The following is a 25,791-nucleotide window of genomic DNA, read 5'->3' as shown; positions in this document are numbered from 1 at the left end:
AGTGCGGCCAATGTGCAGGCGGGGGCGCGGACCAAGGCGTCGCGGGTGCTGCACGGGGTGTGGCTGCTGGTGTTCGCGGCGGCGTTCCCGGCCGCACTGGGCATCGTCCCGGTGGCGGCACTGGCGGGCGTACTGATCCACGCGGGCTGGAAGCTGCTGCCGTGGAAGTCCTGGCGGCCGCTGTGGCGCGAGCACCGCGGGGAGGCCGTGGTGCTGCTGGTCACCGCGCTGGCCATCGTCACGGTCAACATGTTCGAGGGGGTGCTGATCGGTCTGCTGCTGGCGATCGCGAAGACGGCCTGGGAGACCTCGCACGTCCACCTGGACATCCACACCCCCGACGACGACGGGCAGCCGGTGCTGGTACGGGCCGTCGGCAACGCCACGTTCCTGCGGCTGCCCAAGATCCTGGACCAGCTCGACGCGCTGCCCGACCACCGGGACGTCGAGCTGGACCTGAGCGGACTGCGCCATCTCGACCACGCCTGTGAGGCGGCGCTGACCAATTGGGCCGAGCAGCACCGCCGGAGCCTGCGGGCGGTGGAGCTGGTGTCCTGACGTCCCGCCGTCCTCGGGGCCCGGCTTCGCGCACCGCACGGTGGGCGAGGCCGGGCCCCGGTCGTCATGTCCCCGCGGCGGTCCGGGCGGCGGGACACGACGGGGCGGCCGGGATGATTGCGTCCGCCGCGGTTGTTGAGCGAAGGTCAGGGCGGCCGCGGGCCGAGGTGCGCCGCGGCCGGTGTCATGACCGCCGTACAGGGAGAGAGGACGGGCGGATGCCTCTTCAGGGTGAGTACGAACCGAGCCCGACGCCGTGGGTGCGGGAGCAGGTCGAGGAGTACGAGAGCTCCGGCGGGACGCGGGGCACGACGATCCGTGGGCTGCCGGTCGTGGTCCTGACCACCCGGGGCGCCCGGAGCGGCCGGATCCGCAAGTCCCCGGTGATGCGGGTGGAGCACGAGGGGACGTACGCCGTGGTGGCGTCCCTGGGCGGCGCGCCCAAGAACCCCCTCTGGTACCACAACATGGTCGCCGATCCCCGGGTGGAGCTCCAGGACGGCCCGGTCCGCCGGGACATGACGGCCCGTGAGGTCACCGGCGAGGAGAAGGCCGTGTGGTGGGGGCGGGCGGTCGAGGCGTTCCCCGATTACGACGCGTACCAGAAGAAGACGACCCGCGAGATCCCGGTGTTCGTGCTGGAGCCGGCGGCCACCGAACACCACTGAGGCCGCGGGTTTCCGTCGTCCGCTAGAGCGTCACGAGCGAGACCTCGGTGGCCTTGATGCCGGTCCACACCGGCACCCCGTCGGCCAGGCCGAGTTCGAGGGCGGCGGCCGGGGTGATCTCGGCGACGAGGTCGGGGGCGTGCGGCGAGGTGATCAGGATGCGCAGCCGGCTGCCCGCCGAAGTGATCTCCCGTACGGTGCCGGGCCATACGTTGCGCGGGCTGCCGGCGGGCTTGTCGAGGTGGACGGAGACCGCCTCGGGGGCTATCACCGCCAGCGCCCTGGCTCCCTCGGGCAGGCGGTCGGCGACGACGAGGTGCCCGCCGCCGGCGAGCGCGAGGCCGTCGCCGGTGGCGGTGCCGGGCCAGGCGTTGCGGCCCAGCATCCGGGCGACCCAGGGCGAGCGGGGATGCCGGGTGACCTCGGCGGGCGGGGCGTCCTGGAGGGCGCGCCCGTCGTCGAGGACGAGGACCCGGTCGGCGAGCGAGACCGCCTCGACGGGGTCGTGGGTGACGATCAGGCAGACCCCGTCGAAGCCGGCGAGATGGCCGCGCAGCGCGTGCCGGACGTGCGCGCGGGTGGTCTGGTCGAGGGCCGCCAGCGGTTCGTCGAGCAGCAGCAGGCGGGGGCGGGCGGCCAGGGCCCTGGCCAGTGCGACGCGTTGGGCCTGGCCGCCGGAGAGCTGGGCGGGGCGGCGGTGGGCGAGGTGGCCGACGCCGAGCCGGTCGAGCCACTCCTGGGCGGCGCGGCGGGCCCCGGCGCGCGGGACGCCGTGTGCCCGCAGTCCGTAGGCGGTGTTGCTCAGCGCGTTCAGGTGCGGGAAGAGCGCGCCGTCCTGCGGGACCCAGGCGACGCCGCGGCGGTGCGGGGGCAGGGCGGTGACGTCGGTGTCGCCGAGGCGCAGGGTGGCGTGGGCGCGTGGGGTGAGGCCGAGCAGGGCGCGCAGCAGGGTGGTCTTGCCGGCGCCGTTGGGGCCGACGACCGCGATGGTGGTGCCGGGCCCGGCGTCCAGGGTCAGTTCGGTGCAGCCGGTGACCTCGGCGTGCAGCGGCCAGCGGCCCATCTGCGGTGCAGCGACGGCCTCCTGACGCTCCGTCATGACTAGCTCGCCGCTGTCGGTCCCGGACGGCTCGGGCTCGTCCGCGGCCGGCGCGGTGCGCGGTGCCCGGCCGGCGGGCAGCGCGCCGGTCCAGCGGCCGCGCAGACAGATCAGCACGGCCATGGCGATGACGAGCAGCAGCAGGGAGACCGAGGTGGCCGCTTCCGGGGAGTCCTGGAGCAGCAGGTAGACCTGGAGCGGGAGGGTCTGGGTGGTGCCGGGCAGATTGCCGGCGAAGGTGATCGTGGCGCCGAATTCACCGAGCGCGCGGGCCCAGGTGAGCGCGGCGCCGGCGGCCAGGCCGGGGGCGACCATGGGGAGGGTGACCGTGGCGAAGACCCGGACCGGGGACGCGCCGAGGGAGGCCGCGGTCTCCTCGTAACTGGGGCGCAGGCCGGCGAGCGTGCCCTCCAGGCTGATGACGAGGAACGGCATGGCGACGAAGGTGGCGGCGACGACCGCGCCCGAGGTGTGGAACGGCAGGACGATGCCGAAGGTGTCCTCCAGCCAGGGGCCGAGCAGCCCGCGGCGGCCGAAGCCGAGCAGCAGGGCGACACCTCCGACGGTGGGCGGCAGCACCATCGGCAGCAGCACCAGCGAGCGGACCACTGCCTTGCCGGGGAAGCTGACCCGGGCCAGCAGCCAGGCCAGCGGCACCCCGAGCAGCAGCGACAGGCCCAGCGCCCAGAAGGAGACCAGCAGCGAGAGGCCGAGCGCCTCGGTGACCCCGGGGCTGGTCAGATGGGTGCCGAGGTCGCTCCAGGTGGTGCGGGCGAGGATGCCGAGCAGCGGCATCAGCAGGAACGCGACGGCGACCAGCGCGGGCACGGCGAGCGCGGCGGGGGTACGGGCGCCGGGCGTGCGGCGTCGGGTGGCCGCGGGCCGGGCCGGGGTGCGGGAGCGTCTCATCGTCGGTCCTGGGGTCGGGGCGGGTCGGGCCGGCCGGGGCGGGCCACCCCGGTGGCGCGCACGGGGCTGTCCGCTCCCCCGAGCCGGGCAGTCCCGTGCGCGCGGAGCCCCGTTACGGCTTCTGGAAGCCCGCGTCCTGCAGGATCTTCTGGGCCTCGGGGGTGCTCAGCCACTTCACGAAGGCGGCCGCGGCGGCGGCGTGCTTCGAGGTCTTCAGGGTCGCGGCCGGGTAGGCGGCGACGGCGTTCTGCTTGTCGGGGATGTCGATCGCATCGACCTTCTTCGGCGCGGTCGCGGCGTCCGTCCGGTAGACCAGGCCGGCGTCCGCCTCGCCCAGTTCGACCTTGCTGAGGACGGCGCGGACGTTGGGCTCCTGCGAGACCGGCGTGACCTTGAGCTTCTGGGCGTCCAGGACCTGCTTGCCGTAGCGGCCGACCGGCACCTCGGGGGCGGCGAGCACGACCTTCAGCTTGCTGTCGGTGAGGTCCTTGAGGGTGTGGACCTTCTTCGGGTTGCCCTCGCCGGTGACGATGACCAGGCGGTTGTGGGCGATGACGGTCGGGGTGCCGGCGTCCGCCTTCAGCCCGTCCATCGTCCTGGTGTCCGCGGTGACCAGCGCGTCGGCGGGGGCGCCCTGCTTGACCTGGGCGGCGAGTTCCTGGGAGCCGGCGAAGGAGAAGTTCACCTTCGTGCCCGGGTGGTCCTTCTCGTACGCCGCGCCGGCCTTCTTGAAGACGTCGGTGAGCGAGGAGGCGGCGAGCACGGTCAGCTGCGCGCCGGCGGTCCGGCCGCCGGACTTCTCGGCGCCCTGGCCGGTCTTGGCGTCGTCCTTGCCGCAGGCGGCGAGCGGGACGAGGAGGGCGGCGGTCACGACAGCGGCGGCGGCGCGGCGTCCGGTGCGGAACGGGGACATGGGCGGGACTCCTTGTGACGCGGGACGAGGGGGTCGTCCGAGCGGATGGGGATAGCCGCGCCGTGGACGGGCGACGCCGCTGGGGTGAGCAGCCGGCCGGTGGGGACGGGGCGCGGTCCGGCTGTGGTGCGGCCGCGGTGGACGGTGGGGAGCCGGCCCGGTCGTACGGGCGGACGCCACCGCGGGGGTTCGGGGAGCGGTCGGGTGGCCTTCAGGAGCGGTCGATGTGCACGCTGGTGGATTTCACGCGGGCGGTGGCCTGCATGCCGACCTCCAGTCCCAGTTCCTCCACCGCTTCCCGGGTCAGCAGGGAGACCAGCCGGTGCGGACCGGCCTGGATCTCGACCTGGGCGGCGACATCGCCGAGTTTCACGGCGGTGACGATGCCCGGGAAGGCGTTGCGGGCGGAGGTGTACGAGGCGTCGTCCTCACCGCTGCCGGACTGCGCCACCTCGATGGAGAAGGCGGCCAGGTCCCGGCCGTCGATGAGGCGGCGGCCGCTGTCGTCGCGATGGGTCGCGACCTTGCCGGCGTCCGCCCACCGGCGGGCGGTGTCCGGGCTGACGCCCAGCAGCCGCGCCGCCTGGCCGATCGTGTAGGACTGCATGTGCGACAAGATAGGCAGCTCAGGCTGGCAGGTGCAATCCACAGGGCAGATCTCCGTAGCAAATGCCATCCGCCTTGGAGGAAGGGACGAAGTTCCTCGCGATGCGCGGCCGGGCGGCGGCGCGCAGGGTGTGGGCATGAGTCTGAGCATCCGCAACCAGTTGTCCGGGACCGTCCGCTCCGTCTCCCCCGGCGAGGTCATGGCCCTGGTCAGGGTCCGGCTGGACGGCGGGCAGGAGATCACCGCCGCGGTCACCCGCGAGGCGGTCGGGCAGCTGGAGCTGACGGAGGGCACGCCGGTGCGTGTCCTGATCAAGTCCACCGAGGTCGCCCTGGCCACCGGCGGGGTCGAGGGGCTGAGCATCCGCAACCGGCTGCCCGGTACGGTCACCGACGTCTCGACCGGCGGCGCGATGGCCGGGGTGAAGGTCACCGTCACGGGCGGCGAACTGACCGCGGCGATCACCAGGGACGCGGCCGAGGACCTGGGGCTGGCGGCCGGTTCCGAGGTGACCGCGCTGATCAAGTCCACCGAGATCGCGCTCGCCGCGGCCTGACCGCCCCGGCCCGGGCGTCACCACGGCTGCTCGGGCGGGGCGCAGGTGCCCACCCAGATGCCGGTGATCGCGCTGATGTAGCGGGCCCCGCAGCGGTCGGAGGGCACCACGAGCTGGCTGCCCACCGCGTCGAGGGGGCGGCCGTCCAGGGCGGTGGCCAGCAGGACCGGGGCGTCGCCGAAGTCGACGTCGATCTCCGCCCAGGACAGCACCGTGTGGTGCCCGTCGCCGCCGCTGACGGCGAGCAGGTAGCGGGAGCGGTCCTTGCGCCGGGAGGCGTCGAAGGCCGGGCCCGCGGCGTCGAGGACGTCCCGCAGCAGGACCCCTTCGAAGGTGTGCCGCTGCGGCCCGTTGGTGGCGCAGTCGAAGACCACCTCGGCCCGGCGCCGCGGCCACCGCTCGCGCAGCTGGGCGACGGTCAGCACGAGCGGGCGGCGCAGCTGACCGCGGATCACCAGCGGGCGGGGGCCGGGCGCACCGGCGTCCGCGGGCGTCGGGCGTACGGCGGTGGTGCGGGCCGGCGGGCCGGGTCGGCGCATTCGAGTCCCCCTTGAGGCGATCCGCGCGGTGGCTGCCCTCTGTGATGCCCGGGCCGTGCACCGTTGAACCACGGATACCACCCTTCTCACCCTCTTCTCCTCGCTGATGTGAGGGAAAAGGGGCCGAAGGGCGGTATCTCCGGCGGGGCGGGGCGGCGGCCGCCTCGGACCGAGCCCTCCCGCGACGGGTGGTGCGTGCCGAGCGGCCCGGCGTCCCGCCGGCCGCGCGGTATTCCTCCAGCGCCGGCCACACCTTGTCGCGCAGCAGCGGCACTTCGGTGAAGCGCACCCCGGTGGCGTCCCGCAGCCCATTGGCGGAGGCGGGCGCCACGGGGTTGAACGGGCTCTCCCTCATCGACTTGGCGCCCAGCGGCCCGATCACGTCCGAGGTCTCCGTGAAGCGCTCCACGAAGTGCGCCTCGGTGCAGGTCGCCGCGATCTCCAGCGCGCCGTCCGGCCGCCGGATCACCGGCTCCCGGACCGCCCGGCCGAGGTCGATCAGGCGCCGTGGCCAGGGCTGCGGTTCGGAGAAGAAGTAGGTGCCGCCGCCCAGCCTGGGGGGCACCTCCCAGCGGTGGCTGGGGGAGCATCGCCGGTGCGTCACGGGGCGCACTGCCGGGCCTCGCGCACCTCCAGCACCGTGTCGAGGTCCATGGCGCCGGGTGAAGCAACGGCGCACCGCCCGGCACGACCGGTGTGCCACACGGAGATCCACCCCCGCCGGGAGCCGGAACTGGATTATCGACCAAGAGGGCTTTGGGCTGGATCAGCTTGCATTTACGATGCGGGTACTCGCATTCACCTCGTGAATGTGAGATGCCGGGTCCGCCGCCGGCAGCCAATCGAGGAGCCAGCACATGCACGTCCACGATCTCCTGCAGGTCGACTCGCTCGACCTGACCCTGCTGTGGGGCGAGGGCCCCCAGCTCGACCGGGAAGTCCGCGGGGTCACCGCCACCGACCTGGAGGACCCGGCGCGGTTCCTGCAGCCGGGCGAGCTGGTGCTGAGCGGGCTGGTGTGGTGGACGCCCGGTGACGACCGCGCCAAGGTCGACCGGTTCGTCTCCGCGCTGGAGGCCGCCGGGGCCACCGCGCTCCTGGCGGGCGAGAAGACCCACGGCAAGGTCCCCGACGTGCTCGTCGACTCCTGCCGCGCGCACGGCATCGTGCTGGTCGCGGTCCCCGCGCACACCACCTTCCGGGCCGTCACGGAGGCGGTGTACCTGCGGCAGTGGGGAGAGCTGAGCCGGCGCCCCACGGACCACTACGCGCTGCCGGCGAACGTCCGCGACGAACTGGCCGCGCTGCTGGCCGCGGACGCCGCCCCGGACGTGCTGCTGGACCGGGCCTTCGCCCACCTGGGCGGGCCGCCCTGCTACCTGCTGTCCGCGACCGGCCGGGTGATCGCCCGGACCCCGGCCGCCCCGCGGCTGACGGCGCGGCAGGCCGTCAAGGCCCTCGAAGCGGCCGGGACCGGCCCGACGGTGCGGATCGACGGGGACGCCGGCCCGTACGACACCTGGTACCTGCACGTGGGCGGCCGGGCCGACGCCCCGCCGCGGGTGGTGCACGAGATCGCCGAGGTCGTGGACGGGTACCGCCGGCGGGCCGCGCCGCGGCAGGCGGCCGGGCGGCGGGCCGCGGACGTGCTGGTCGCCCTGCTCGCGGCGGCCGATGGCGGGGCGGCCAGGAGCGCGGCGCTGGAGGCGGCGCTACAGGACTGCGGTCTGCCGGCCGGCGGCCCGTACCGGGTGGTGCTGGCCGCGCTGGGCGGTGAGGAGAGCGGCCGGGTGGTGAGCGCGCTGGCGGAGGCGCTGCGGCACTCCCCCGGCGAACGATTCGCGGCCGGGCGGCTTCCGGGCGGCGAGGCGGTCGCGGTGGTCCACGCGGACCCGGACGCCGAGGACTCCACCCCGCTCGCCGAGGTCTGGCCGGCGCTCACCGCCTGCCGTCCGCAGGCGCCGCTGCACGCCGGGGTCAGCGCTTCCGCAGCGACCCCCGGCGACCTCAACTCCGCCTTCCAGCAGGCCCGTTACGCACTGGCGTCGGCCCGTGCCGCGGCTCCGGACGGTGCCCGGGTGGCCGGTGTCGAGGACCTCGGCACGCTGGCCGAGCTGCTGGCCGGGGTCCCCGCGGAGGTCCGGGCGGCCTTCAGCAGCCAGGTGCTGGGCCCGCTGGCCCGGGCCGGCTCGACGTCCCACCGGATGCTGCTGGAGACGCTGGAGGTCTTCCTCGCCCAGCACGGCTCCTGGGCGCGGACGGCCGAGGCGCTGCACCTCCACGTGAACACGGTGCACTACCGCATCCAGCGCATCGAGACCCTCACCGGCCGCGACCTGTCCCGGCTGGACCACACACTCGACCTGCACGCGGCCCTGCTGTGCCGCTGAGCGAGCCGCCCCGGCCGGGCCACTGAGGGGACGCGCCCCTGCTCAGTCCCGCCCGCCCGGCCGGTCGACGTGCACATTGGTCGACTTCACCCGGGCGGTGGCGGTCACCCCGACCTCGATCCCCAGCTCCTCGACCGCCTCCCGGCTGACCACCGACACCAGCCGGTGCGGCCCGGACTGGATCTCGACCTGGGCGATGACCTCGTCCATCGTCACCTTGGTGACGATCCCGGCGAAGGAGTTCCGCACGGACGTGAGCACCTCACCGGGCACCGGATGCAGTCCGGTGGCGCGCTCCTTGGCGAACGCGGCCAGGCCGACCCCGTCGATGACGCGGTTCCCGCCGCCGTCCCGCTCCATCCGCAGCTGACCGCCGTCGGCCCACCGCCGGACGGTCTCCGAACTCACACCCAGCAGCTCCGCTGCCTGACCAATGCTGTACGTCGGCACGGTCGCACTCTAGGGCAGTCCGGCCACCGCGCCGCCGGCGGCTGCCGGGCCACCCCTCCCGGGGCCCGGCGCCATCCGAACGGAGCAGCGGAATCCGCCGTCGGCGCGAGCGGACCACCCCTGGCGGGCCCGGGGCCCACCGCCGTCGCAACGCGCGACGACACACCCCAACTTGCCGCATCCGCCACCAGGTTGGGTTGCGGAACACCCTCTGAGCCGGCATCAAGGAGGATGGGTTCGTCGCGGTTGCTGAACTTTCTCCCGTTGCGTCCCAAAAATCCCGATGTGAATCTGGTATCCCATTCGTCAAAGGAGTTGATCGCATGGTTACGGATCGCACGGCGCCGGTCGAGACGGCCACCCTGGCCGCCGAGGTCGAGGGACTGCTTGAACCCGCCGAGGCCGACGGCGTCTTCCGCGACACCCGCGAGTGTGGAGGTGCGCTGCTGCTGGCCGCGCTGCTCCTGATCTCGCCGCCCACCCCCCGGCCCAAGACTGACGTCCGCTGAGGGGAAAGCGTTGGCTGAACAGACGCAAGGAGCAGTCCCGCTCAGCGCTGTGATCGCCGATGCCGCAACCGGGGTCGCCCTCGCCCTGCGGGGTGAGGGCGACCCTTATGCGTTGTCCGGCATGCTGCGGCACGAGGATGCGCTGACCCCGGCCGCGGTACGGGTGCTCGGCGCCGATGCGCTGGCGCCGTACGCCGTGGAACCCCGGACGGCACCGGCCGGCGTGGACGACGAAGCGGTGGTGCGGCAGGCGCTGAGGGCCTATCCGCCGGGTGACGACGCCTCGGAGGTGTCGCTGTGGAGTTACCGCGGTCTGGTCGAGGCCGCGCACGCGTTCCTGCCCGGCGGCGGCCGTCCGTGGCCACCCGCACCGGAGGCCGGCACCGCGTGGGTCGGTGATTCCCCCTGGCCGAAACTGTCGCACCGGGTGTCCCAGCTCGCCGCGCTGGCCCTGCCGGGGCTGGCGTCCGGCCTCGCCGAGCAGCTCGCCGCCCGTACGGACGACCTGTCCCGGGGCTTCGTCCGGGCGGTCCGCCGCCGGGACTGGCCGCAGGCGGCCGGTGTGGGCCGCTGGCTGGCCCGGCTGCCCGACGTGCCACAGACCCTCGGGCTGGACACCGGGCTGGCGTTCGTCCATCAGATGGGCGGCGCCGATCCACGGGTCGCGCTGCACGTCGCGGCCGCCCGGCGGTTCTACGGGCGGGGCGGATGACCGGCGGGCACGGCGACCCGGGGCTGCTGGACCACATGGTCCGAGCGAGCCTCGGGTGGCTGGACGGGGCGCGCGGGTCCTTCCGCCTGCCGCCCGACGTGACGACCGACGCCGACCCCAATCTGACCCTCAAGCCGCTCGGCGAGCTGGCCGAACTCAGCCAGCTGATCGGGGTGATGCACCCGCGGGAGGAGATCCGCCGGACGGCCCGCGGGCTGTTCGCGTTCGCCTGGAACGAGACCCGGGACGGGGAACTCTTCGCCGAGCTGATCCGCGGCGAGCCGTTCGCCACCTACCCGGTGGAGCTGTACGGGGTGTTCGCGCGGGCCGGGCTGCGCCACGCCGAGGTGGATGAGCTGGTGCGGACCACCACGCGGCTGCGCGGCTGGCGGGTGGCGCGCGAGGACCACACCCGTACGCTCGGGGTGCTGAACGCCGAGCGGCGGATCGGGCTGCGGCCGCACGCCGACTTCGGCTCGGTGCTGGCGCTGACCGGGCTGGGCCGGCTGCCTGAGCCCTGGGCGCTGGACCGCAAGGCCGCCTACGGCATCACCCACGACGTGTTCCACCTGACCGACTGGGGGCGCGACCGGCAGCGGCTGTCCCCCCAACTCGCCGGCTATCTGCGGCTGTGGCTGCCCTCCTGGCTGGAGAACTGGCTGGAGGAGCAGCTGTGGGACCTGGTCGGCGAGCTGCTGGCGGTGACCGCGTGCCTGCCCCGGGCCCCGTACGACCCGGTGGCCTGGCAGCGGCTGGCCGGTGCGCAGGCGGCCGACGGCAGCGTGCCGGAGATGGGCGCGGCGCCCGGCTCCGGCGACCCGGACGAGATGTTCACCGCCTGCTACCACTCCACCCTGGTGACCGCGTTCGCCGCCACCCTGGCCCGGATCGCCGCCGACGAGGCCGAGACCGGCCCGCGCGGCGGGGACCCGGTGCTGGTGGGCGGCCGGACGCCCGGCGAAAGCGAGAGTGCCCCGTGACCGTGACGGCCGCGTCCCCCGCCCTGCTGCACGGTGTCGGCGACCGGGCCCTGACCTGGCTCGACGACCACCGCGAGCACTTCCGGCTGACCCCCGAGGACTTCCGCTCGGGCGGTGCGGTGGTCGAACGGCTCAAGCCGATCGGGGAACTGGCGCTCAACATGCAGGTGCTGTTCCGGGAGGGCGTGGCCGGTTCCCGGCAGAAGGCCCGGGCCGGGCAGCTGCTGGACTTCGCCTGGCGCGAGCTGCTGGACGGCGGCAACGTGCTGGCCCGGCTCCAGCACGACGAGCCGCTCTCGCCCGTACCGCTGGAGGTCTATGCGACCTTCCACGAGCTGGGGCACCGGCACCCGGGGCTGGAGGCGGCGGTGCAGGTGTGCCGGCGCACCGCCACCTGGAACGCGCTGGAGATGATGCCCAACCGGCGCCTCGGAGTGCTGAACGCCGAGCGCAAGCTGGGTCTCTCCCCCAGCAGCGACTTCGGGGCGGCGGTGGCGCGCACCTGGCTGGGGCAGCTGGCCGAGCCGTGGACGGTGCAGCTGCACATCGCCTACGACCTCACCCACACCGTCTTCCACCTGACCAACTGGGGCGAGGCGCCCGAGCGGATCCCGCCGGACATCGCGGACTACCTCACGCGGTACCTGCCGGCCTGGACGGAGGACTGGGCGGACCTCGAACACTGGGACCTGCTGGGCGAGTTGCTGGTCGTCGACGCCTGTCTGCCGCGGCCCACACTGGACGCGGCGCTGTGGGAGCGGTACGCCGCCGCGCAGTCGGACAGCGGCGCGATGCCGATCCAGGGCCGGATGCCCGAGGGCGATCCGGCGCGGGTCTTCGACCTGGTGCACCACCCCACCCTGGTCGCCGCGTTCGCCTCGGCGATGGCCACCTCCCGGGCCATGTCCGCGGTCTGATGGGCGGGCTCTGATGGGCGCGGCGGGCCCCACCCCGCCGGGTGACCGCCTCGCCGACGCGGTCACCCGGATCGACGCGCCGGACGTGGTGCTGGCGGTGACCCGGCGGGGCGTGCGGACCGTGGTCACCGGCGGCACCGCGCTGGCCCCGCCCACCCCGCGGCAGGCCCTGCGCTACGAACTCGGCTCGCTGTCCAAGACGTTCACCGTGCTGCTGCTGGCCGATCTGGCCCGGTCCGGGGTGCTGTCGCTGGACGATCCGCTGGTCGGCCATCTGCCCGACCTGCCGCTGCGGTATCCGCACTCCCGCCGGATCACCCTGTGGCACCTGGCCACCCACACCTCGGGGCTGCCGCGGATCCCCGCGGACCTGGTCGCCGGTGCGCTGCTGCATCCGTACGCCAACGGCTACGCCCGCTACGACACCGAGCGGCTGCTGCGGACCTTCGCCCGCACCCGGCCCCGGAACCGGCCGGGCACCCGCTGGCGGTACTCGAACTTCGGGCTGGCGCTGCTCGGTCCGGCGATGTCCCGCGCCGCGGGCGAGGACTATCCGGCGCTGCTCGGCGGCCGGGTGCTGGGCCCGCTGGGGCTGTCCGGGACGACACTGGCGCCCGGCGCCACCGGCACCGACGCGGTCGGGCACCGGACGAACGGGGTGACGCCGGTGGCCAGCGCCGACATGGGGGCGTTCATGGCCGCCGGGTCGGTCCGGGCCACGCCCGGCGACCTGCTCAGGTATCTGGAGGCACACCTGTCACCGGAGGACACCCCGCTGGCCGGGCCGCTGCGCGACGTCCAGGTGCCGCTGCTGCGGCGCGGCTGGCGGCGCCGCAACACCCACACCCTGACGTGGTACCAGCACCCGGCGCCGCGCGGGCCGTTGCTGTTCCACGTCGGGGCGACCTTCGGGCAGCAGGCGTTCCTCGGGTTCCACCCGGCCACGCACACCGGGCTGGTCGCGCTGGCCACCCGGCGCGGCCGTACCTGCCGGATGATCACCACCGCCTACGAGACGCTGTACGCACTGGCCGGTGAACCGCCCGCGTGACCGCGCGGCCCGGCGGTCACGGCTCGCCGGCCAGGATCCGGGGCAGGGAGGTGCCCGGGCGTTCCTCGCTGGCCTGCCGGAAGACCTCCGTGTAGGCCCGGTCGCCGATCGCCGCGCGGGCCCGCTGCTCGCACTCCTCGCGGACCGCGCGCAGTTCCGGGGTGCCGCGCTGGGGGTGTCCGACGGTGCGCCAGAGGGCCTGGCCGCTGCCGTAGACCCGGGCGGCCGCGGCACCGGCGCCCTGGGCGGCCAGCGCGGCGGCGAGCAGGTCCAGGCCGAGGGCGATGCCGAACTTGTCGCCGATGCCCTGCTTGGCGGCGAGCATCGCCCGGGCATGGCCGGCCGATTCCTCGGGCCGGCCCTGGAACAGCGAGATCAGGGAGAGCTGGTAGTCGGTGTAGGAGCGGGTCCAGTACTCGCCGCGTTCGACGCAGCCGCGGCGCAGTGCGGTGGCCTCGGTGCGGGCCTCGGTGAGCTTGCCGATGCCGGTGAGCGCGAAGATCCGCACCAGGTGGCAGCGCAGCCGCCCCGGCGAGTCGAAGGGGGCGTCCGGCGGCGGGCCGAGGACCTGGTCGGTGACGGCGTGGGCGGACATCGGGCGGCCGGCCATCAGATGGGTGAGGCCGATCAGGTAGCCGGCCTCCAGCACCGCCTCGGCGTCGCCGGAGGTCTGCGCGGCCCGTGCGCACTGCAGCCCGAGGGCGTCGGCCTGCGAGAGATCACCCTGGAGGAGCACGGCGACGCCGAGCGCCCACAGGGCCCGGGTGCGGGCGCGGCTGGGCCTGTCGTCGGCGGCCAGGGCGCGGGAGAGGTAGTCGCGGGCCTCGTGCAGATGGCCGCAGCAGCTCCAGAAGAAGCCGACCGCGGCGCTGAGTTCCTGGGCCCGTTCGGGGGCGGTGACCAGCAGGTGGTCCAGTGCGGTGCACAGGTCGACGTGCGCGTCGGCGATCCTGCGGTACCAGCCGACCTGCCCGGGGCCCAGCCAGGCCTGTTCGGCGCGGCGGCCGTGACCGACGAAGTGTGCGGCGTGCCGGTCGGCGAGGGCGGGCGCCTCACCCAGCTCGCCGAGCCACATCCGGCCGTACTCGCGCAGGGTGTCGAGCATGCGGAAGCGGCCGTTTTCGCGGGAGAGCACGGATTTGGCGGCCAGTCCGGTCAGGGCGGTGTGCACCTCCGCCTCGGTGAGCGGCCCGCCGGTGCACACCGCGCCGGCCGACTCGGTGTCGAAGGTGCCGCGGAAGACCGAGAGCCGGGCCCACAGCAGCCGCTCCAGGGGGGTGCACAGTTCGTGGCTCCAGCCGATGGTGCAGCGCAGGGTGCGGTGACGGGGCGGCAGCGGCAGCCCCTCGCCGGTGTCGAGGGTGTCGAAGCGGGTGGCCAGCCGCTCCGCGATCCGCTCGACGGAGCTGGTGGCCATCTGTGCGCCGGCCAGCTCCAGGGCGAGCGGAATGCCTTCGAGCTGCCGGCAGATGCCGTCGGCGGTGGCCGCGTGGGCGGGGTCGGTGAGGACGAGGCCGGGCGCGGCGGTGCCGGCCCGGTCGGTGAGCAGGGTCAGGGCGTCGTTGTCGCCGGTGCAGGGCAACGGGCCGATCTCGGTGACGCGTTCGCCGTCGAGGCCGAGCGGCTGCCGGCTGGTGACGAGCACGGTCACGCCGGGCGCGGCCGTCAGCAGGTCGCCGAGCAGGTCGCGGCAGCCGGGCACGAGGTGTTCGCAGGAGTCCAGCACCAGCAGCAGGCGTTTGTCGGTGAGCCAGGAGCACAGTGCGGCGGCCGGGGTGCGCGCGGTGTGGTCGGCGAGCCCGACGGCGTCGCAGACCGTGGCCAGCAGCCGTCCCTCGCCCTGTAACGGCCACAGGTCGGCCCAGCCGGCTCCGTCGGGGAACCGCGGTGCCGCCGCCCGGGCCGCCCGGACGGCGATCCGGGTCTTGCCCACCCCACCGGGCCCGGTCAGGGTGACCAGCCGGTGTGCCGCCAACTCCTGGTCGATCCGCGCCAGTTCGCTCCGTCGTCCGACGAAGCTGGTCGACTCCTCGGGAATGCTGCTCGCCACGGGGCCAGTGTGCCCCAGCTTCGCCCCGGGTGGCGCGGGGTGGCGTGGTGGTGCGGGGGGCGCGGGGTTGACGCCGGGGCGGCAGCGGGCGAGCAGGGTCAGGGCGTGACCACCGGGAACGTCGGGTCCGGGCCGGTGGTGAGGGCGAGGAGGGTGCCGAGGGGTCCGGGTTCGGCAGGCGGGGCGGGTGCGGTGCGGGCGTGGGAGGTGAGGAGGTCGAGCAGCTGGGGCTTGGTGAGGGTCAGGGTGAGGTCGGGGCTGCCGTCGGCGGTGGGGGCCGGGGAGCCGGGGGAAGCCCGGTGGGTGAGGGCGCCGTGGGAGAGGGTCAGCCGCCAGGTGCGGTCCTCGTCGGGGAGGTAGAGGTCGAGGGTGAGCGCGGTGGACCAGGCGCGCGGCCCGTCGATGCGCAGGGCCAGCGAGTCCAGGAGCTGGTCGACGGTGAGCGCCCGGGCGAGGTCGGGGGCGGCGGTGGCGTCCTGGGTGTCGTCCCGGGCCGCGGGGGCACCGCGCAGTTCGCCCGCACCGGTGAGGTAGACGTTGCGCCAGACCGCGTTCTCCGCGCCGTGGCCCAGGCGTTCGTAGACCTCGGCGAGGGCGCGGCGGGCCCGCACGTTGTGCGGGTCGGCGAAGACGGCGTGGTTGAGGAGGGTCGCGGCGAACCGCAGGTCGCCGTCGGCCGCGTACCCCTTGCCGGCGTTCACGGTGGCCTCGACGCCGCCGAGGGCGTGGACGTAGCGCCGGGCCTGTTCGGCCGGCGGGTGCTCCCACAGGTGGGCGGGGTTGCCGTCGAACCAGCCCAGGTAGCGCTGGGCGACCGCCTTGACGTGGTCGCTGACCGAGCCGTAGTAGCCGTGGTGGGACCACACCCGCGCGAGGGCCGGCGGCAGCCGCAGCTGCTCGGCGATCTCGGTGCCGGTGTAGCCGGCGTTGAGCAGCCGCAGGGTCTGGTCGTGCAGGTAGGCGTACAGGTCGCGCTGGCCGGCCAGGAGGGCCCGGATGCGGTCCTTGCCCCAGGTCGGCCAGTGGTGCGAGGCGAAGGCGACCTCGGTGCCGTCGCCGAAGAGGACGAGCGCCTCGTCGAGGTGGCGGGCCCAGGCCCGGCTGTCGCGGACGGCGCCGCCGTACAGCGGCAGGACGGTGTGCAGGGTGTGGGTGGCGTTCTCGGCCAGGCAGAGCGCCCGGTGCGCGGGGAAGCCGAAGTTCATCGCGGCGGGGGCCTCGGCGTCCGGGGTGAGCTGGAAGACGAGGTGGACGCCGTCGAGGATCTCCTCCTGGCCGGTGCGGGTGATGTCCACGGTCGGCGGGATCAGGGTGCGGGTGCCGGTGGACCGGGTGGTGCCCAGCCCGCAGCCGATCTGGCCGTCCGGACCCTTCGGCAGCGCGGTGCCGTACGTGAAGGCGGCGCGCCGGGACCGCGCGGGTCCGGCGTCGAGCTGCTCGCCGACCGCGTGGGCCAGGAAGCCGGCCGGGGCGAGGACCGGTACGGGGTCGTGTCCGGCGGGGACGACGCCGCCGGCGCCGCCGAAGTGGCCGGCGTGCGAGTGGGTGTAGATCAGCCCGGTGACCGGCCGGTCGCCGCGGTACTTGCGGTACAGCTCCAGGGCCGCGGCGGCGGTCTCGGTGGAGAGCAGCGGGTCGACGACGATGACGCCGTGGTCGCCCTCGACCAGCGTCATATGGGCCAGGTCCAGGCCGCGGGCCTGGTAGATGCCGTCGGTGACCTCGTAGAGGCCCTGGCGGCTGACCAGCCTGCCTTGCCTCCAGAGGCTCTCGTGGGCGGTGTCGGGGCAGTTCTGGGCCAGGAAGCCGTAGGCCGCGGCGTCCCAGACCGGCCGGCCGTCGTCCGTGGTGATCCGCGGCGGGTCGAGCTCGGCGATGAAGCCGCGGTCGGCGTCGGCGAAGTCTTCGTGGTCATCGACGGGTGCAGCGGTCACGGGGCGCTCCCTCTCCGGGGCGGCGGCGGGCCCAAGGCCCCTGCCCCACACGATCGATTTAACCGGCTTTGTCCGGGTGGCGCATGCCTGCCTCCGCGATGTCCGGGGAGCGCCGGCGCGGCCAACGGCGTTACGGGCAGGGCCGGGCAGGGCACAACAACGCAGGTGGGGTCGTATCCGGGCGCGGCAATCCGGCCGGCCGGGGCGGGGCCCACCGCGCTCTTCCGGGAGGGGAGGGACGCCCTCTGTCCCCGTACGACGACCGCGCCTTCGGCGAGCTCGCCGAGTCGTTCCGGCACCATGCCGTTCCGTACGCCCACCCCCGCACCCCGCCCGTCGGCCGCCCCACCCGGCCTTGTCCCGGGCGCCGTGGCCTGGGCTGGCTGGTGCCCGCCGCCGCGGCCGGCAGCCTGGCCGCCGGGACCCTGCTGGCCCACGCCCTCCTCCTGGCGGGCGGGCTGGTCCTGGCGGGCCTCGCCGGACACCTGGCGGCGGGCGGGCGCGGCCGGTACCGATAGGGGTCCTGACCGGCACCGATGGCGGTCCTGACCGACACAGACAGAGGTCCTGCCCGGCGCCGATGGCGGTCCTGCGGACCGGAGACGGCATACGGCCGCCGGCCGGCCTGTCCGGGAAGGGCAGGCGGACCGGCGGTCACTCATTGCGGCCCCCGCGGGCAGCGCCTTCAGGTGGTGGTGCGGCGCTTGGACGCCGCGGCGACGCACAAGGCGCCCAGCAGGAACGTCAGAGCACCGATGACGACGTTGTTCCAGATGACGCCCGCGTCCGGGCCGCGGCCCACGAGCCAGGGCGCGATGATCATCCACACGCCGATCGCGCACATCGCGCCGCTCAGCCCGTACATCCGCGCCGGGGTCACGGTGAAGCCGACCGCCAGCAGGGCGATCGCGATCCCGACGATCAGGTTGTGCGTCGCCAGGGCGGGCTGCGCCAGCGTGTAGTGGACGATGAACGGCGAGACGGCACAGTACAGGCCGACGAGGAACACCGGACCGTCGACAAGTACCACATCACGCCCGCCGAGCACCCGCTCGTATCGGGCCTGCATCTCCGAAGCGTCGGGGTGACCTGCGAGATCTCCCCTGTGGTGTGAGACGTCGGCCATGCGACTCGCCTCCTTCGCTCGCAGCCTGGCCGTTATCGCGTGGCATCGGGCCACGGTTTCATTCTGCGCTTATGTCGCCTTTATGTGTAGATGAAGAAGCAGGTGAATTTTGAAGGGGTACGGTCACCTTTCCGCCGCCCCGTGGTACAGCGCCCGGCCCAGGCCCAGATTCCAGCGGCCGCCCCGCCCGCTCAGCTCCGTCACGGTCAGCGGCGCCACGTCCAGCCGCCAGAACGCGTCCGCCGGCACCCGCAGGGCACACACCGCGGCGGCCCGCACCACGTCCGGTTCCACGACCGCCAGCACCCGTCCGGCGTCCAGCGCCATCCGGGTCAGCCAGCCCGCGACCCGGTCGCAGAGCTGCCGCAGCGACTCCCCGCCGTGCCCGGCGAAGTCCGGATCGTCCAGCCAGGCGGAGACCGCGAGCGGTTCCGTTTCGGCCAGCTCCGCCAGGGTCCGCCCCCGCCACTCCCCCATCGCACAGCCCGCCAGCTCCGGCACCGGCCCGGCCGGCAGCCCGAGCTCCTCCGCGGTGCGCCGGCAGCGCGCGGAGGGCGAGGCGAAGACCCGGTCGGCGGCCGGCAGCACCCCCGCGGCGGCCCGGGCCCGTCGCAACCCGGCCGCGTGCGGCGGGGAGTCGTCGTCGAAGCGCACCTCGCGCTGGGCGTCGCCCGCGGCCGGTGAGACCAGCATCACCCGAGTTGTCATGCCCTCTTCCCTCCTTTGTCGCCGGGACGCCAACTCATCGGGCGAGCAAGGGAGTTGCCCGGCGGATGCGCCCCGGCCCGCACCGGTCCGCCCCCCGTACGGTCTTGGCCAGGTGGCTGGATCGCGGTACGTTTCCCGGTGCTTGACGACGGCATGACGGAAGCCGGTGGGATCCCGGCGCGGTCGCGCCACTGTATGTCCGGTTTTTTATCAGCCCGCCAGGGGCCGGTACCGGATGAGCCAGACCCGCATGTCGTTCCGCACTCCCATTACCGGGGACGCGAGTTCCCCCCAACAGGAGGTCATGCCATGGCTTCGTCCATCGCACCGCCGGCCGCCGGCACCACCACCACCCCCGCCCCGCTCCCGCTGAAGGCGATCGCCCCCTGGGCACTGTTCGCCGGTGTGCTGCTGCTGGTCCTGCTGTACTTCGTCGGCGCGGAGCAGGGCGCCACCTCGCTGCTGTCCGGTTCGGACGTCCATGAATGGCTGCACGACGGGCGCCACCTTCTCGGCTTCCCCTGCCACTGACGGACGGCCGCAGCCATGAACTCCCTCACCGTCAGGACCCTGCTGGTCCGCGGCATGCTCGCCGGCCTGGCCGCCGGCGTACTGGCCCTCCTCGTCGCCTACGTGCTGGGCGAACCGCGGATCGACGCCGCCATCGCCTTCGAGGAGGCGCACAGCCACGAACACGAGATGGAAGTGGTCAGCCGCGGACTGCAGTCCACGGCCGGGCTCGCCACCGGCGTCCTGGTCTACGGCGTGGCCCTGGGCGGGATCGCCGCACTCGCCTTCTGCTTCGCGCTGGGGCGGATCGGCCGGTTCGGGGCCCGCGCCACGGCCCTGCTGCTCTCCGGGGCGGCACTGGTGGCCGGCTATGTCGTGCCGTTCCTGAAATACCCGGCCAATCCACCGTCGGTCGGCGACCCCGACACCATCGGCAAGCGCACCGCCCTGTATTTCCTGATGATGCTGCTCGGCCTCCTGCTGGCCGTCGCCGCCACGATCCTCGGCCGGCGGCTGGCTCCGAAGCTGGGCAACTGGTACGCGACGGTGGCCGCCGTCGCCGCGTTCGTGGTCGCCATCGGGCTCGCCTACGCGTTCCTGCCGGCCGTCAACGAGGTGCCCGCGGACTTCTCCGCCACGCTGCTGTGGCAGTTCCGGCTGTCGGCGCTCGCCGTCCAGCTGGTGCTGTGGGCCGCCTTCGGGCTGCTCTTCGGGCAGTTGGCGGAGCGCGTCGTCACGGCCCGCCCGGCCGCCGAGCGGGCCGGGGCGGTGTCCGTCCCCTCCTGATCCGGCACCTCCACCCTCCACCGCACCACCGGTCCGGGGCCCGCGAGCACTCCTCGCGGGCCCCGGACCTGCTGCGTCACGCCCGGACCGCTTCCGTCGGTACGGAGCTGACGGTGCGTCAGAGCTGGCCCGGGATGCCGTCGAGGTGCGGCAGGTCGTGGTCGAGACGCTCGCGCTTGGTGCGCAGATAGCGGATGTTCTCCGCCTGGGGCTCGGCCAGCAGCGGGACGCGTTCGATGACGGCGATGCCGTGCCGCAGCAACGCGGCGCGCTTGCGCGGGTTGTTGGACAGCAGCCGTACCGCGCGGACGCCGAGGTCGTCGAGGATCTGCGCGGCGGCGCGGTACTCCCGGGCGTCGACCGGGAGGCCGAGCGCGATGTTCGCCTCGACGGTGTCCAGCCCCTCCTCCTGGAGCTGCATCGCGCGGAGCTTCGCCAGCAGGCCGATGCCCCGGCCCTCGTGGCCCTGGAGGTAGACCAGCACCCCCCGCCCGGCCGCCGCTATCGCCCGCAGCGCCGCGGACAGCTGGTCACCGCACTCGCAGTGCCGGGAGGCGAAGGCGTCCCCGGTCAGGCATTCCGAATGCACCCGGGTCAGCACCGGCTCGCCGGTCACCTCGCCGTACACCAGCGCCACATGCTCGGTTCCGCTGGGCCGGTCGAGATAGCCGACCGCCCGGAACTCCCCGTAGGCGGTGGGCAGCCGGACCGACACCGCCCGCGCCACACCGGGCAGTGGGCGGGCCGCGTCGGGGGCGACGGCGAGGTCATGACCGGGGCGGGGGCCGCACAGGGCGTCGGGGTCCGTCATGGCGCGATGGTACCCACGGGGGTCGGAACCCGGCGGCGATCACTCAGATACATGACAAGTATGCTGCGGCACCCGCGTCCCGACCGGCTCCCGGCGAGCCGACCGACGAAAGGCGGCCGATCCCGATGACCGCTCCCCCGCAACCGCCGACGCCCGCCGGGCTGTTGCCGGCCGACACCACCGAGGACGTCCGCAGAAGGCGGCCGCGACTGGCGGTGCTGCCCATCGGCAGCTTCGAACAGCACGGCCCGTACCTGCCGTTGACCACCGACACCGTCATCGCCTGCACCGTCGCCCGGGAGCTGGCCGCCGCCCATGACGTCCTGCTGCTGCCGCCGCTGACCGTCTCCTGTTCGCAGGAGCACGCCGCCTGGCCGGGGACGGTCAGCATCTCGGCACGGACGCTGCACGCCGTCGTCACGGACCTCGCCGACTCGCTGCTCCGGTCCGGGATCGGGGCTCTGGTCCTGGTCAACGGCCACGGCGGGAACTACGTACTGCGCAACGTGGTGCAGGAATCCGCCGGGCGCGGCATCCGGATGGCGCTGTTCCCCGGCACCGCCGACTGGGACGCGGCCCGCGACCGGGCCGGGATACGCACCTCCGCACACAGCGACATGCACGCGGGCGAGCTGGAGACCTCGATCCTGCTGCACGCCCATCCGGAACTGGTCAAGGACGGCTACGCCGGCGCGGATTGCCCGGCCGACGACCGCCGGCACCTGCTGACGCTGGGGCTGTCGGCGTACACCACGTCCGGTGTCGTCGGCCGCCCCTCGCTCGCCTCCGCCCCCAAGGGCCGGGAGCTGCTGGCCGGGCTGACCGAGGCGTTCGCCGAGTACGTCGCGCTGCTGGGTGCCGGGGCGGACGCCGATGCCTGAGGCGCTGGGGACCGCGCAGGCGTGGCAGCGGCTGCGGCGGATCCGTACGGAGGGACAGGCGCGGGCCGCCGGGCTGGTGCGGGACGGCGACGGCCGGCCGCGCTGGGAGGAGCCCGCCTCGGCGGGCGCCGCGGAGCTCGCCGAGCGCTATCTGCCGCTCTGCCTGGCCGGCCCGCGGGTGGCGTTCGGGCAGTTGGGGCAGAGCCTGGACGGCTTCGTGGCGACCCGCACCGGCGATGCCGACTACGTCACCGGGACGGCCGACCGCCGCCATCTGCACCGGCTGCGGGCGCTCGCCGACGCCGTGCTGGTCGGCGCGGGCACGGCCGTGGCGGACGATCCCCGGCTGACCGTACGGGCCTGCCCCGGCGACAACCCGGTGCGGGTGGTGCTCGATCCGCGCGGCCGGGTGCCGCGCGGCAGCGGGGTGTTCACCGACCGGGCCGCGCCGACGCTGTGGGTGGTGGGGCCGGACGCCGCGGTGCCGCCGGACGTGCCGGGCGCGGGCGTCGAGGTGCTCCGGCTGCCCGATGCGGCGGCGTTCGCCCCGTCACGGCTGCTCGCGGCCCTGGCGCGCCGCGGCCTGGGCCGGGTGCTGATCGAGGGCGGCGGGGTGACCGTGTCGCGGTTCGTGCAGGCCGGTGCGCTGGACCGGCTGTACCTCACGGTCGCGCCGGTACTGATCGGGGACGGCGTGCCCGGCCTGCGGTTCCCCGGGACGACGGTGATGCGCGAGGCGCTCCGGCCGCCGCTGCGGCGCAGCCTGCTCGGGGAGGACACCCTCTTCGAGATGGAGCTGCGGACGGCCGGCGCGGAGGGCGGCGCCCCACCGGACGCACAGCACCACGACACCGGGCAGGCTCGCGGCGAAGGCGAGGACGCCGTAGACGACGGCGGTGGCCAGGCCCTGCGCCGCGCCCAGCCCGGCGGCGCCGAACGCCCAGGCGGCGACGCCCTCGCGGGGGCCCCAGCCGCCGACGTTCAGCGGCAGCGCCATGGCGAGCAGGGCGAGGACCACCAGCGGCACCAGCTCGCCGGTCGGCGCGGTGACGCCGGCGACCCGGGCGGCCAGGACGAACGTGGCGAGGTAGCCCGCGAGGACCACCGCGGAGGACAGGGCGACACCGGACCGGACACCGGGGGCGCCGAGGCCCTGGCGCGCCTCGGTCAGGAAGGTGCCGAGCGCGCGCCGGACGCGTGAGGTGCCGGAGCGGCGCCGCAGCCACCGGGCGAGGACGAGCGCCGCGGCGCCCACCGCGACGGCGACCGCGGCGGCGCCCGGTGAGGCCAGGGCGTCGACGGCCGGCGCCAGGACCGGTGACGGCCGGGCGAGCAGCACCACGGCCCCGGCGAGCACCAGCACCAGCTGGCCGGCGGTGCGTTCCAGGACCACCGCCCGCACCCCGCGGCCCAGGTCACCGGCGGCGCGGCCGTGGCCCACCGCGCGGTGGACGTCGCCCAGGACACCGCCGGGCAGCGCCGCGTTGAGGAACAGTGCCCGGTAGTAGTCGGCGACCGCCCGGCCCAGCGGCAGCCGAAGGCCCAGGCCGCGGGCCACCAGACACCAGCGCCAGGCACTGCCGACCGTGGTCAGCAGGCCGAGGGCGAGGGCCGCGAGCAGCGCTCCGGTGTCGATCCGGCGCAGCCCGTCCAGGAAGGCCCCGGAACCCAGGTGCCACACCAGGGCCGCCAGGATGCCCGCGCCCGCGAGCAGCCGCAGCAGCGCCCAGCCGCGGCGGTTCATCCCCCGTCCCCGGGCGGTGGACCGGGCAGCGCCAGCAGGTCGGTGTGGTGCACGGTCACGCCCAGTTCGCCCGCCGCGCACTCCTCCAGCCGGCGCTCCAGATAGGCCGTCGCCTGCGGTGCCGGCGCGGGCCGCTGGGCTTGTGCGGCGCCGACCCAGCCGCGCAGCCATTCGGCGGTCAGTGCGGACTCCGCGCAGCCGAGCCGCCAGGGGCTGGACCGCAACCGCACCGTCCAGCCGTGCCGTTCGAACGCCGTGACCGCCGCCGCGACCGCGTCCGGACCGAGCAGTCCGCGGTCCCCGTCGGTACGGCGCTGGTGGTCGTTGAAGGCGGCGGCCAGCTCCGCATCGAGCGGATCGGGCGGGGTGAGCTCCACCCGTCCGGAGACCGAGAGCGCCAGCAGGACCGGGCAGCCGGCGCCGGCGCAGGCCGCGGCGAGCGCCTCGATCTCGTCGAGGGTGAGCAGATCGAGCAGCGCGGAGGCGGTGACCAGGGAGGTCCCGGCGAGATCGGCGGCGGTGAGGGCGGTCAGGTCGCCGCGCTCGGTGGTGGCCGTGACGGGCGTGCCGTCGGCGGCGGTTGCGGGCATCCGGGCGCCGGCCTCGGCGAGCAGCACAGGGTCGTGGTCGTGCAGGATCCAGCGCTGCGGGCCGGGCAGCCGGACGGCGAGCCAGCGCGCCATGGAGCCGGTGCCGCAGCCCAGGTCGCGGACGGTCAGGCCGGGCGGGCCGGGCCGTCCGGCCAGCGCTCTGCGCAGCGGGCGGAGGAGTTCGGGGGCCCGGGCCGCGGCGTCGGCGCGTTCGCGCAACTCCAGCCAGCGCGGGGCGAATCGGGGGCTGCCGACGGCGGTCAACGGCTGCTCCGGGGGTCGTGCCGAAGCCGTTCCAGCGCTTCGGCCAGGCTGTGCGACGTCATCTCCCACCCCTCCAGCATGGCACGCCGTCCGCGCGCGGCTTCCCGCAGCCGGTGCCGCAGCGCCCGGTCCCCGAACCAGTCGCGGAGGGCGCCGGAGAGCGCCGCGGGTTCCCCGTCGGGGACGAGGAGGCCGGGCGGGGTGCCGTCGGGGGCTTGTCCGAGGGCCTCCGGTACGCCGTCGACGGCCGTGGCCAGGACCGGAATTCCGCGCGCCAGCGCCTCGGTGATCACCATGCCGTAGGTCTCGGCGTACGAGGCCAGCACCAGCAGGTCGGCGGCGGCGTAGTGCGCGGCCAGCTCGGCACCGGTCTGCGGCCCGGCGAAACGGATCCGGTCGCCGAGCCCCAACTCGTCGACCTGGTCCCGCAGTTGGGCGGCGTACCCGGGATCACCGCCGGGCCCGCCGACGAAGGTGCAGTGCCAGGGCGGACCGGTGACGGTGGCCAGGGCGTCGAGCAGCCGGCGGTGTCCCTTGCGCGGGGTGAGCGCGGCGACGCAGAGCAGCGCGGTGCCGGGGTCGGTGCCGGGGGCGAGCGGGGCGGGGTCGGTGCCGGGCCGGGCGATGTGCACGCGGGCGGGCGGCAGGTGGTGGTGTGCGGTGATCCGGCCGGCGGCCCAGGCGCTGGTGGCCACGACGGCGCCGGCGGCGTGCAGGGCCCGGCGTTCCCGGGCGTCCAGGTCGGCGGCCTCGCGGGGGTCGAGCCCGGTCTCGTCGGCCAGCGGCAGATGGACGAGGACGGCGAGCCGCAGCCGGGCCGCCTCGGGCTGCAGGACCTCGGGGACGCCGCAGCCGACCAGCCCGTCGAGGAGGACCACCGCGCCGTCGGGCAGTTCCGCCAGCAGCCGGGCCAGTTCCGCGCGGTCGGCGGCGGCCGGCCGCGGCCAGGCGCCGGGCAGGGCGTGCGGGCGCACGCGCCACCCCGCCGCCGGAAGGCCCTGGCACACCCGGCGGTCGTAGGTGTTGCCGCCGCTGGGCGCCGCCGGGTCGTCGACGCCGCCGGGCAGGACGACGTGCACCGTCCGCTCCCCCGCCCGGGCGGCGCCGCCGCGGGTCACAGCGCGCGCTCGTAGCTGGCCCAGGCGATATGCGATTCGTGCAAGGTGACCGATATGCCGGTCAGTTCGCGGGCGCCCTCGCCGAGGTTTCCGGCCCGCACACGGTCGGCGAGCCGGTCGGCGATGACCTTGGCCAGCGCCTCCGTCGAGGTGTTGGTGCCGGCGAAGGCGGGCTCGTCGTCGAGGTTGCGGTAGTTCAGCTCGCCGATCACACCGGCGAGTTCCTGGGTGGCCAGGCCGATGTCCACGACGATGTTGTCGGCGTCGAGTTCGGGCCGGCGGAAGGTGGCGTCCACGATGAACGTCGCGCCGTGGAGCCGCTGCGCGGGGCCGAACACGGCACCGCGGAAGCTGTGCGCGACCATCAGGTGATCGCGGACGGTGATGCTGAACAAGGCCGTTCCTCCGGTG

Annotated in this window: 27 protein-coding genes, 3 pseudogenes and 1 riboswitch; of the genes and pseudogenes, 14 read left to right on the top strand and 16 right to left on the bottom strand. The window is 74.9% G+C overall.

Going from position 1 to position 25,791, the window contains the following annotated elements; translation table 11 throughout:
* Both AB0E02_RS25580 and AB0E02_RS25575 read left to right on the top strand, forming a co-directional pair.
* The coding region (locus AB0E02_RS25580) for a SulP family inorganic anion transporter (RefSeq protein WP_362142923.1) at positions 1–558 on the top strand (558 nt) is incomplete at its 5' end.
* A gap of 218 nt (positions 559–776) precedes the next feature.
* Complete coding sequence (locus AB0E02_RS25575; RefSeq protein ID WP_362142921.1) at positions 777–1,226, top strand: nitroreductase family deazaflavin-dependent oxidoreductase; 450 nt, start codon at positions 777–779, stop codon at positions 1,224–1,226.
* Positions 1,227–1,248: 22 nt separating this feature from the next.
* Here AB0E02_RS25575 and AB0E02_RS25570 read toward each other — a convergent pair whose 3' ends face one another.
* From AB0E02_RS25570 to AB0E02_RS25560, 3 genes are all read right to left on the bottom strand, one after another.
* Complete coding sequence (locus AB0E02_RS25570; RefSeq protein ID WP_362142919.1) at positions 1,249–3,234, bottom strand: ABC transporter permease; 1,986 nt, start codon at positions 3,232–3,234, stop codon at positions 1,249–1,251.
* A 112-nt stretch (positions 3,235–3,346) separates the two neighbouring features.
* Entirely contained in the window at positions 3,347–4,147 is an 801-nt protein-coding gene (gene modA / locus AB0E02_RS25565; protein WP_362142917.1) for a molybdate ABC transporter substrate-binding protein, read from the bottom strand.
* Positions 4,148–4,358: 211 nt separating this feature from the next.
* Positions 4,359–4,754 (bottom strand): helix-turn-helix transcriptional regulator, encoded by a 396-nt coding sequence (locus AB0E02_RS25560; RefSeq protein ID WP_362142915.1) that lies wholly within the window; start codon positions 4,752–4,754, stop codon positions 4,359–4,361.
* A gap of 136 nt (positions 4,755–4,890) precedes the next feature.
* Between AB0E02_RS25560 and AB0E02_RS25555 the strand changes: the two genes are divergently transcribed.
* Complete coding sequence (locus AB0E02_RS25555) at positions 4,891–5,310, top strand: TOBE domain-containing protein (RefSeq protein ID WP_362142914.1); 420 nt, start codon at positions 4,891–4,893, stop codon at positions 5,308–5,310.
* Between the two features lie 17 nt (positions 5,311–5,327).
* Here the strand turns inward: AB0E02_RS25555 and AB0E02_RS25550 are convergent, their stop codons facing one another.
* The 3 genes and pseudogenes from AB0E02_RS25550 to AB0E02_RS25540 all read right to left on the bottom strand — a co-directional run.
* A complete protein-coding gene (locus AB0E02_RS25550; protein ID WP_362142912.1) occupies positions 5,328–5,849 on the bottom strand; it encodes a molybdopterin-dependent oxidoreductase in 522 nt (173 codons plus the stop codon).
* A gap of 232 nt (positions 5,850–6,081) precedes the next feature.
* Positions 6,082–6,273: pseudogene (locus AB0E02_RS25545) on the bottom strand (hypoxanthine oxidase); the annotation flags it as partial.
* A pseudogene (locus AB0E02_RS25540) lies at positions 6,247–6,503 on the bottom strand (hypothetical protein); the annotation flags it as partial. The pseudogenes AB0E02_RS25540 and AB0E02_RS25545, both read right to left, overlap by 27 nt.
* 203 nt (positions 6,504–6,706) lie before the next feature.
* Between AB0E02_RS25540 and AB0E02_RS25535 the strand changes: the two are divergent.
* Positions 6,707–8,239 (top strand): PucR family transcriptional regulator, encoded by a 1,533-nt coding sequence (locus AB0E02_RS25535; protein ID WP_362142910.1) that lies wholly within the window; start codon positions 6,707–6,709, stop codon positions 8,237–8,239.
* A gap of 42 nt (positions 8,240–8,281) precedes the next feature.
* Here the strand turns inward: AB0E02_RS25535 and AB0E02_RS25530 are convergent, their stop codons facing one another.
* On the bottom strand, positions 8,282–8,689 hold the full coding sequence (locus tag AB0E02_RS25530; RefSeq protein ID WP_362142909.1) for a helix-turn-helix transcriptional regulator: 408 nt from the start codon (positions 8,687–8,689) through the stop codon (positions 8,282–8,284).
* A gap of 323 nt (positions 8,690–9,012) precedes the next feature.
* On the opposite strand from AB0E02_RS25530, the gene AB0E02_RS25525 reads away from it, so the two are divergent.
* From AB0E02_RS25525 to AB0E02_RS25505, 5 genes are read left to right on the top strand one after another with little or no spacing between them, the layout of a single operon-like run.
* Complete coding sequence (locus tag AB0E02_RS25525) at positions 9,013–9,198, top strand: hypothetical protein (RefSeq protein ID WP_030411128.1); 186 nt, start codon at positions 9,013–9,015, stop codon at positions 9,196–9,198.
* Positions 9,199–9,208: 10 nt separating this feature from the next.
* Positions 9,209–9,910 carry a hypothetical protein gene (locus AB0E02_RS25520; protein ID WP_362142906.1) on the top strand — a complete coding sequence of 234 codons (702 nt, stop codon included), beginning with the start codon at positions 9,209–9,211 and terminating at the stop codon, positions 9,908–9,910.
* Entirely contained in the window at positions 9,907–10,890 is a 984-nt protein-coding gene (locus tag AB0E02_RS25515; RefSeq protein WP_362142904.1) for a hypothetical protein, read from the top strand. The genes AB0E02_RS25520 and AB0E02_RS25515 overlap by 4 nt, the downstream gene beginning before the upstream one ends.
* Positions 10,887–11,807 (top strand): hypothetical protein, encoded by a 921-nt coding sequence (locus tag AB0E02_RS25510; RefSeq protein WP_362142902.1) that lies wholly within the window; start codon positions 10,887–10,889, stop codon positions 11,805–11,807. The genes AB0E02_RS25515 and AB0E02_RS25510 overlap by 4 nt, the downstream gene beginning before the upstream one ends.
* Before the next feature lie 13 nt (positions 11,808–11,820).
* Positions 11,821–12,858, top strand: a complete 1,038-nt coding sequence (locus AB0E02_RS25505) for a serine hydrolase domain-containing protein (protein WP_362142900.1) — start codon at positions 11,821–11,823, stop codon at positions 12,856–12,858.
* Between the two features lie 16 nt (positions 12,859–12,874).
* Here AB0E02_RS25505 and AB0E02_RS25500 read toward each other — a convergent pair whose 3' ends face one another.
* Positions 12,875–14,908, bottom strand: coding sequence for an NB-ARC domain-containing protein (locus AB0E02_RS25500; RefSeq protein WP_362142898.1), 2,034 nt, complete (start codon positions 14,906–14,908; stop codon positions 12,875–12,877).
* Between the two features lie 98 nt (positions 14,909–15,006).
* Positions 15,007–16,842: an alkyl sulfatase dimerization domain-containing protein gene (locus AB0E02_RS25495; RefSeq protein WP_362142897.1), complete on the bottom strand. Its 1,836-nt coding sequence runs from the start codon at positions 16,840–16,842 to the stop codon at positions 15,007–15,009.
* A gap of 83 nt (positions 16,843–16,925) precedes the next feature.
* Here AB0E02_RS25495 and AB0E02_RS25490 point away from each other — a divergent pair, with 83 nt between their 5' ends.
* Complete coding sequence (locus tag AB0E02_RS25490) at positions 16,926–17,360, top strand: hypothetical protein (protein WP_362142895.1); 435 nt, start codon at positions 16,926–16,928, stop codon at positions 17,358–17,360.
* 167 nt (positions 17,361–17,527) lie between these two features.
* Here the strand turns inward: AB0E02_RS25490 and AB0E02_RS25485 are convergent, their stop codons facing one another.
* Positions 17,528–17,968 carry an SPW repeat protein gene (locus AB0E02_RS25485; protein ID WP_362142893.1) on the bottom strand — a complete coding sequence of 147 codons (441 nt, stop codon included), beginning with the start codon at positions 17,966–17,968 and terminating at the stop codon, positions 17,528–17,530.
* Positions 17,969–18,091: 123 nt separating this feature from the next.
* On the bottom strand, positions 18,092–18,676 hold the full coding sequence (locus AB0E02_RS25480; RefSeq protein ID WP_362142891.1) for a histidine phosphatase family protein: 585 nt from the start codon (positions 18,674–18,676) through the stop codon (positions 18,092–18,094).
* A gap of 113 nt (positions 18,677–18,789) precedes the next feature.
* A riboswitch (cobalamin riboswitch) is annotated at positions 18,790–18,945 on the top strand.
* 40 nt (positions 18,946–18,985) lie between these two features.
* Between AB0E02_RS25480 and AB0E02_RS25475 the strand changes: the two genes are divergently transcribed.
* Together AB0E02_RS25475 and AB0E02_RS25470 are read left to right on the top strand one after the other, a co-directional pair.
* On the top strand, positions 18,986–19,207 hold the full coding sequence (locus tag AB0E02_RS25475; protein ID WP_362142889.1) for a CbtB-domain containing protein: 222 nt from the start codon (positions 18,986–18,988) through the stop codon (positions 19,205–19,207).
* Positions 19,208–19,222: 15 nt separating this feature from the next.
* A complete protein-coding gene (locus tag AB0E02_RS25470) occupies positions 19,223–19,972 on the top strand; it encodes a CbtA family protein (protein ID WP_362142887.1) in 750 nt (249 codons plus the stop codon).
* A gap of 118 nt (positions 19,973–20,090) precedes the next feature.
* Here AB0E02_RS25470 and ribA read toward each other — a convergent pair whose 3' ends face one another.
* Positions 20,091–20,783 (bottom strand): GTP cyclohydrolase II, encoded by a 693-nt coding sequence (gene ribA / locus AB0E02_RS25465; protein ID WP_362142885.1) that lies wholly within the window; start codon positions 20,781–20,783, stop codon positions 20,091–20,093.
* A gap of 125 nt (positions 20,784–20,908) precedes the next feature.
* Here ribA and AB0E02_RS25460 point away from each other — a divergent pair, with 125 nt between their 5' ends.
* Positions 20,909–21,664, top strand: coding sequence for a creatininase family protein (locus AB0E02_RS25460; RefSeq protein ID WP_362142883.1), 756 nt, complete (start codon positions 20,909–20,911; stop codon positions 21,662–21,664).
* Positions 21,657–22,301: pseudogene (locus AB0E02_RS25455) on the top strand (RibD family protein); the annotation flags it as partial. The gene AB0E02_RS25460 and the pseudogene AB0E02_RS25455, both read left to right, overlap by 8 nt.
* Here AB0E02_RS25455 and AB0E02_RS25450 read toward each other — a convergent pair.
* From AB0E02_RS25450 to AB0E02_RS25435, 4 genes are read right to left on the bottom strand one after another with little or no spacing between them, the layout of a single operon-like run.
* On the bottom strand, positions 22,215–23,408 hold the full coding sequence (locus AB0E02_RS25450) for a lysylphosphatidylglycerol synthase transmembrane domain-containing protein (RefSeq protein ID WP_362142881.1): 1,194 nt from the start codon (positions 23,406–23,408) through the stop codon (positions 22,215–22,217). The pseudogene AB0E02_RS25455 and the gene AB0E02_RS25450 overlap by 87 nt on opposite strands.
* Positions 23,405–24,262, bottom strand: coding sequence for a methyltransferase domain-containing protein (locus AB0E02_RS25445; protein WP_362142879.1), 858 nt, complete (start codon positions 24,260–24,262; stop codon positions 23,405–23,407). The genes AB0E02_RS25450 and AB0E02_RS25445 overlap by 4 nt, the downstream gene beginning before the upstream one ends.
* Entirely contained in the window at positions 24,259–25,380 is a 1,122-nt protein-coding gene (locus AB0E02_RS25440; RefSeq protein ID WP_362142878.1) for a glycosyltransferase family 4 protein, read from the bottom strand. Before AB0E02_RS25440 ends, AB0E02_RS25445 begins: the two co-directional genes overlap by 4 nt.
* The gene (locus tag AB0E02_RS25435) at positions 25,377–25,775 is read right to left on the bottom strand and encodes a 6-carboxytetrahydropterin synthase (protein WP_362142876.1); all 399 of its coding nucleotides are present in this window, start codon (positions 25,773–25,775) and stop codon (positions 25,377–25,379) included. The genes AB0E02_RS25440 and AB0E02_RS25435 overlap by 4 nt, the downstream gene beginning before the upstream one ends.
* Positions 25,776–25,791: the final 16 nt, after the last annotated feature.

The sequence above is a fragment of the Streptomyces sp. NPDC048196 genome, assembly GCF_040652715.1.
Taxonomy (GTDB): Bacteria; Actinomycetota; Actinomycetes; order Streptomycetales; family Streptomycetaceae; genus Streptomyces; species Streptomyces siderophoricus.
Note: the sequence above shows the minus strand (reverse complement) of the source record. Positions and strands in the feature narration are given on the sequence as shown.

Bases quoted from the DNA above. Each gene is read 5' to 3' on its own strand.
- AB0E02_RS25575 (WP_362142921.1), top strand. From the start codon at position 777: ATGCCTCTTCAGGGTGAGTACGAACCGAGCCCGACGCCGTGGGTGCGG.
- AB0E02_RS25570 (WP_362142919.1), bottom strand. From the start codon at position 3,234: ATGAGACGCTCCCGCACCCCGGCCCGGCCCGCGGCCACCCGACGCCGC.
- modA (WP_362142917.1), bottom strand. From the start codon at position 4,147: ATGTCCCCGTTCCGCACCGGACGCCGCGCCGCCGCCGCTGTCGTGACC.
- AB0E02_RS25560 (WP_362142915.1), bottom strand. From the start codon at position 4,754: ATGCAGTCCTACACGATCGGCCAGGCGGCGCGGCTGCTGGGCGTCAGC.
- AB0E02_RS25555 (WP_362142914.1), top strand. From the start codon at position 4,891: ATGAGTCTGAGCATCCGCAACCAGTTGTCCGGGACCGTCCGCTCCGTC.
- AB0E02_RS25550 (WP_362142912.1), bottom strand. From the start codon at position 5,849: ATGCGCCGACCCGGCCCGCCGGCCCGCACCACCGCCGTACGCCCGACG.
- AB0E02_RS25535 (WP_362142910.1), top strand. From the start codon at position 6,707: ATGCACGTCCACGATCTCCTGCAGGTCGACTCGCTCGACCTGACCCTG.
- AB0E02_RS25525 (WP_030411128.1), top strand. From the start codon at position 9,013: ATGGTTACGGATCGCACGGCGCCGGTCGAGACGGCCACCCTGGCCGCC.
- AB0E02_RS25515 (WP_362142904.1), top strand. From the start codon at position 9,907: ATGACCGGCGGGCACGGCGACCCGGGGCTGCTGGACCACATGGTCCGA.
- AB0E02_RS25505 (WP_362142900.1), top strand. From the start codon at position 11,821: ATGGGCGCGGCGGGCCCCACCCCGCCGGGTGACCGCCTCGCCGACGCG.
- AB0E02_RS25490 (WP_362142895.1), top strand. From the start codon at position 16,926: ATGCCTGCCTCCGCGATGTCCGGGGAGCGCCGGCGCGGCCAACGGCGT.
- AB0E02_RS25485 (WP_362142893.1), bottom strand. From the start codon at position 17,968: ATGGCCGACGTCTCACACCACAGGGGAGATCTCGCAGGTCACCCCGAC.
- AB0E02_RS25480 (WP_362142891.1), bottom strand. From the start codon at position 18,676: ATGACAACTCGGGTGATGCTGGTCTCACCGGCCGCGGGCGACGCCCAG.
- AB0E02_RS25475 (WP_362142889.1), top strand. From the start codon at position 18,986: ATGGCTTCGTCCATCGCACCGCCGGCCGCCGGCACCACCACCACCCCC.
- AB0E02_RS25470 (WP_362142887.1), top strand. From the start codon at position 19,223: ATGAACTCCCTCACCGTCAGGACCCTGCTGGTCCGCGGCATGCTCGCC.
- ribA (WP_362142885.1), bottom strand. From the start codon at position 20,783: ATGACGGACCCCGACGCCCTGTGCGGCCCCCGCCCCGGTCATGACCTC.
- AB0E02_RS25460 (WP_362142883.1), top strand. From the start codon at position 20,909: ATGACCGCTCCCCCGCAACCGCCGACGCCCGCCGGGCTGTTGCCGGCC.
- AB0E02_RS25450 (WP_362142881.1), bottom strand. From the start codon at position 23,408: ATGAACCGCCGCGGCTGGGCGCTGCTGCGGCTGCTCGCGGGCGCGGGC.